The 5,484-nt window shown below is 38.5% G+C and carries 2 protein-coding genes and 1 CRISPR repeat array; of the genes, one reads left to right on the top strand and one right to left on the bottom strand.

The window, feature by feature from the left end; translation table 11 throughout:
* Nucleotides 1-509, bottom strand: a 509-nt coding sequence (locus NZM05_12470) for a hypothetical protein (GenBank protein MCS7014428.1), incomplete at its 3' end; no start/stop codon positions are given.
* 102 nt (nt 510-611) lie between these two features.
* Nucleotides 612-4,559: a CRISPR direct-repeat array (repeat unit 30 nt; unit sequence ATTCTAATTGCACCAATGTGGGATTGAAAT).
* A 97-nt stretch (nt 4,560-4,656) separates the two neighbouring features.
* Here NZM05_12470 and NZM05_12465 point away from each other — a divergent pair.
* Nucleotides 4,657-5,484, top strand: an 828-nt coding sequence (locus NZM05_12465) for a hypothetical protein (GenBank protein ID MCS7014427.1), incomplete at its 3' end; no start/stop codon positions are given.

Raw genomic sequence — 5,484 nt, 5'->3', positions numbered from 1 at the left:
TTTACACCACACTCTTTTTTATGTCCAACCCGAAGATCTAAAGCCCGTGAACGTAGCACATACTGCTCTGCTAATAAATCTAAAGCATGAAGCATATCACGTGTTGATACAACTGCTTTTGCAACAGGACATTGACGAATCACACTAGGATAATTAGGAAATATCTCACCATGAAATGGTTCAATAACAAACCGCCATACTCCCTCTTTTCTAAACTCAACACGTGATATGTGATAACGTAAAAGATACTCGCTCCATCTATCTACTGCCGTAGAATTAGACTGGTGTTCAACAAAACAAGGTTTATATCCATACGTTTTAATTAAAATTTTATCGTCCGCATAAATCTTTGTTTGTTCTAAACAAGATAAGAGAGACTGTGCAAATAAAAACGGAACATTCATCGTAATACCGTCTTCTTCATTATAAGACAATGTGTCCAAAGAAGATAAACGATGTCCTTCCTTAGTTTTGACAGGAAGTGGCTTGAAATAGTGAGAAAGATACATATAGGGCTGTTCTGAATAGCGGAGTATATATCGATCCGTGCCAACTATAGAAAGTTTGTCTTTCTTAATATCTAAATGAATTGTTTGCGAGGAAGAATGATAATTCTAATTGCACCAATGTGGGATTGAAATAATTCTGCATAGTCTGAAGGTTTCGCCGTCATAAATATTCTAATTGCACCAATGTGGGATTGAAATCAAAAATTGGCTGATTATCTATTTGAAGTGGAACATATTCTAATTGCACCAATGTGGGATTGAAATGTGCTTTGTCCGTTTGAGCAAAAAAAAAAAGAAACATTCTAATTGCACCAATGTGGGATTGAAATGAAAATATCCCGGGTCATCTCGTATCCAAGCTCAGGATTCTAATTGCACCAATGTGGGATTGAAATTTCATTCCCCCAATTAAAAAAAAAATTACGAAACCGAATTCTAATTGCACCAATGTGGGATTGAAATTTCAATATAAAGCTATGTGAACATTCAATATAAAGCATTCTAATTGCACCAATGTGGGATTGAAATTGCGCAAGCAGCGGGAGCGCTTTATGCCTGAGCGCTATTCTAATTGCACCAATGTGGGATTGAAATCGGCGATCGCGGAAATTGCAACGAAGTACGATGCCATTCTAATTGCACCAATGTGGGATTGAAATGGACAATATAAGACTGAGCAATACGCAACGAAGCATATTCTAATTGCACCAATGTGGGATTGAAATTCCGCGCGGCATGGGCAGCCCGCGCAATTGTTTTCGCGATTCTAATTGCACCAATGTGGGATTGAAATAGCTCAGGGAACACAGTTATCCCTGAGTAAATGAGAATTCTAATTGCACCAATGTGGGATTGAAATATTTGTCCGGGATGCGAAGTCATACTGCATCCCGAAGATTCTAATTGCACCAATGTGGGATTGAAATAGGTATTTGTATTCGATAACGGATACGTTTTCCGAATTCTAATTGCACCAATGTGGGATTGAAATAAGTTGCTGGCTTTGGTTCTGGACGCTGTAGACCGCTCATTCTAATTGCACCAATGTGGGATTGAAATATGGATAGACAGATGGAGCTGCTTATACTTCGACTGGGATTCTAATTGCACCAATGTGGGATTGAAATAAGATGGTCGCGAGAGCGTTTTGTAACTGTTTCATGGATTCTAATTGCACCAATGTGGGATTGAAATTGGGTGGCGGGAGTTCAGAAATTGTTTTTCTGTTTCTCTATTCTAATTGCACCAATGTGGGATTGAAATTCGCAAGGGAGTTTGCCCTCAGAGACTATGTCTGGGATTCTAATTGCACCAATGTGGGATTGAAATACAAGGTGTTTTCACTTGATGGCGTCTCCATGAAAATTCTAATTGCACCAATGTGGGATTGAAATCGCACCGGCGACCGCGTACACCCAGACTTACACTTCAATTCTAATTGCACCAATGTGGGATTGAAATTTGTGCCGTTTTTCTTTACGGGAGACTTTTTGCTTAATTCTAATTGCACCAATGTGGGATTGAAATGAGGGCGTGATTGTTACGTTGCAAAACGTAGCGCCTATTCTAATTGCACCAATGTGGGATTGAAATAAAAAAGTAAAAAAATTTTATGTAAAAGCTAACAAATTCTAATTGCACCAATGTGGGATTGAAATGATTATGAAGACATGGATGCGAACTCTCCCTACAATTCTAATTGCACCAATGTGGGATTGAAATCGCATGCAGTGCAATGCCGTCGCTAGCGCAGGCAATTCTAATTGCACCAATGTGGGATTGAAATTTGTTAAACCGTTAATTAAATGCTATGTCTATCGTATTCTAATTGCACCAATGTGGGATTGAAATATACACATCCATCACAACACACAACATATACACAAAATTCTAATTGCACCAATGTGGGATTGAAATGCGTAAGAGCAACCCCCTTCGCCTTAGGATGTGGAATATTCTAATTGCACCAATGTGGGATTGAAATAGAATCCCTCTTCAAACACTTCAGCGACGCCGCCTTATTCTAATTGCACCAATGTGGGATTGAAATAGAGTTCAGAGGGAAACATTCTTGTTGACGCTGTTGCGATTCTAATTGCACCAATGTGGGATTGAAATAGTGGAAATGCGGGCGTGGATTGGGGATTCTAAATTCATTCTAATTGCACCAATGTGGGATTGAAATGTAAATTATCGCTGCGGCAAGTCTCATATTGAACTTGCATTCTAATTGCACCAATGTGGGATTGAAATGAAGCAGCGCAGAAAAAAGAAAGAAAAAATGAATATTATTCTAATTGCACCAATGTGGGATTGAAATTTAACTTCGCAAGACCAGATAGATGGTTCTGGTGAATTCTAATTGCACCAATGTGGGATTGAAATTGGGTTTTCAGAAACTGCCCAGGACATTTTGTTTGAATTCTAATTGCACCAATGTGGGATTGAAATGTTTGTGACGATTTTAAGAGGCTTATAGGAACGCTTAATTCTAATTGCACCAATGTGGGATTGAAATCAAAGCCCCTCAGGGGAGCGTTCCTGCGGGGGGCAGATTCTAATTGCACCAATGTGGGATTGAAATCAAAAATTCGCACAACAACACACACCCCGAACACACATTCTAATTGCACCAATGTGGGATTGAAATACCACTTCGCTCAGTGAGAACGAAGTGATGAGGACGCCTATTCTAATTGCACCAATGTGGGATTGAAATAAATGTCAGGAAAGATATTTAAGTGGCGCTGGCGATTCTAATTGCACCAATGTGGGATTGAAATAAGCATGCGTAGAAGCTAATACAATTTCTAAGTTTTGATTCTAATTGCACCAATGTGGGATTGAAATTGGAAAATCACACTCTCGTCACAATGTAAAGGTTCTTTATTCTAATTGCACCAATGTGGGATTGAAATCTTATTAAAAGCGCACACTAAAACTTGAGCAGAACTATTCTAATTGCACCAATGTGGGATTGAAATCGAATCTTCCCTATTATCGTGTATCTAATTATTGTGTATATTCTAATTGCACCAATGTGGGATTGAAATCCACTTCGGCAATTTCAAGCTCATACGGAGATAGAGATTCTAATTGCACCAATGTGGGATTGAAATATTTTTTTTTGAGACTAAATAAAAAAAGCAGGCAAAATTCTAATTGCACCAATGTGGGATTGAAATACGACTGGTAGCTGCTCATGACTACGGTAACGTGCACATTCTAATTGCACCAATGTGGGATTGAAATAAAGACGGAGAGACGTGTTGTCAGCTCAGGGATAACATTCTAATTGCACCAATGTGGGATTGAAATCTGCCTGCTTGGTTCAAATGAGAAGAAATAACGCAGATTCTAATTGCACCAATGTGGGATTGAAATGAATAGCGTCGCATGAGAAGTGCATTTACGTCCCAATTCTAATTGCACCAATGTGGGATTGAAATTCAAAACGTTTTAGTCCTGTTGGAACTCTAAAGTGAAATTCTAATTGCACCAATGTGGGATTGAAATAACTGATGAAAAACTTTTTACGTTAAAATGGAGAAAGTATTCTAATTGCACCAATGTGGGATTGAAATGTAGGAATGTAGGTCCTCCCCGAAGATGGATTCGGATTCTAATTGCACCAATGTGGGATTGAAATGAGATCGCCTCTTTATTTTTCTTAATTACCTCAGAATTCTAATTGCACCAATGTGGGATTGAAATTGTAGCTTAAACGCTACAAGGGGTGTTTACATGACTAATTCTAATTGCACCAATGTGGGATTGAAATGAATACATGACTATAAAAGTTGATAAAGCCCGTCGCAATTCTAATTGCACCAATGTGGGATTGAAATTATCATCAGCTCGGCTGATAAAACATATTCGCTCTTATTCTAATTGCACCAATGTGGGATTGAAATTTGGTTAGCATTGCGTTTTCCCTCATCAAAAAGGGAAAATTCTAATTGCACCAATGTGGGATTGAAATCTCACCATCTTAATAGACAGTTTGGCTGATAAAATGTAATTCTAATTGCACCAATGTGGGATTGAAATAACTCAGGATATTCAATTCTCAACCTATATTGAAGCAGAAGATATTGTAGGACTAGAAAACAAAGGACTGATTGATATTCCATTTGCACATATTCATGTGCCTTCTGAAGATGGACGCACATCAACTGAATATATTATTCGTGTTCCTGTATTTAGAACAGGATTATCTGTCTTGGAAGTTATCTGTAGAATTCTAGCAAAGTATCGATTTGAAGTGCATGTTTGTCTTGATCCAATTAAAAATAACTTGCTACCTGCAAAACTTAATAAAGCTCTCTACGAATACATTGGTCGCAAACGGTCTTCTGTTTCTTCTACAAACGAATCATCATCAAATTCCTCTTCATCTCCACCACGTTCTTTTTCTATTCCTCCCTCCCGAGATACCACAGGTGCATCCGTGTCGCCTGCAGGAAATGATGAAAGTGAATTTCAAATTTTTGAATCTACTCGTGTTGTAGATGGTCGGCAAATTTCTTTTATTCAGTTTAATCCATCAAACATTATTGAAATTGACGATGATGATTATGCATATTATGGCGACTTGAACTTTCTCCATTTTAACGTAAAAAGTTTTTCATCAGTTCGACGCAAAGTAAGTGAGATTTATGGACTTCCAGAAAAGAATGTAACAATCTATTTTTACCGTCGTAAACCTGTTTTGCCGACGTTTTCATCTGAATTAGCCTCCAAAGAAGAAACCACTGCGTCATCCTCAGGCGCTCCAGGCATACCAGGTGCGCCCCAGTCTTCACCCGCATCCATGCCGTCCGCATCAGAACTGGCTAAATCATTTGCTCCACATGCAACCGTCGAGGAAGCTAAAAAAAATGAGGCTGCATTTAAAAACATGCTGACAGCTCTCTCTCAAAATAGACGTGCAGGTGGTTTACAAAATACATCCATTAGACCTGATAGAGAACAG

The organism is Chloroherpetonaceae bacterium, from assembly GCA_025056565.1.
In the GTDB taxonomy this organism is placed as follows: domain Bacteria; phylum Bacteroidota; class Chlorobiia; order Chlorobiales; family Thermochlorobacteraceae; genus Thermochlorobacter.
This window is presented reverse-complemented; position numbering and strand designations above follow the sequence as displayed.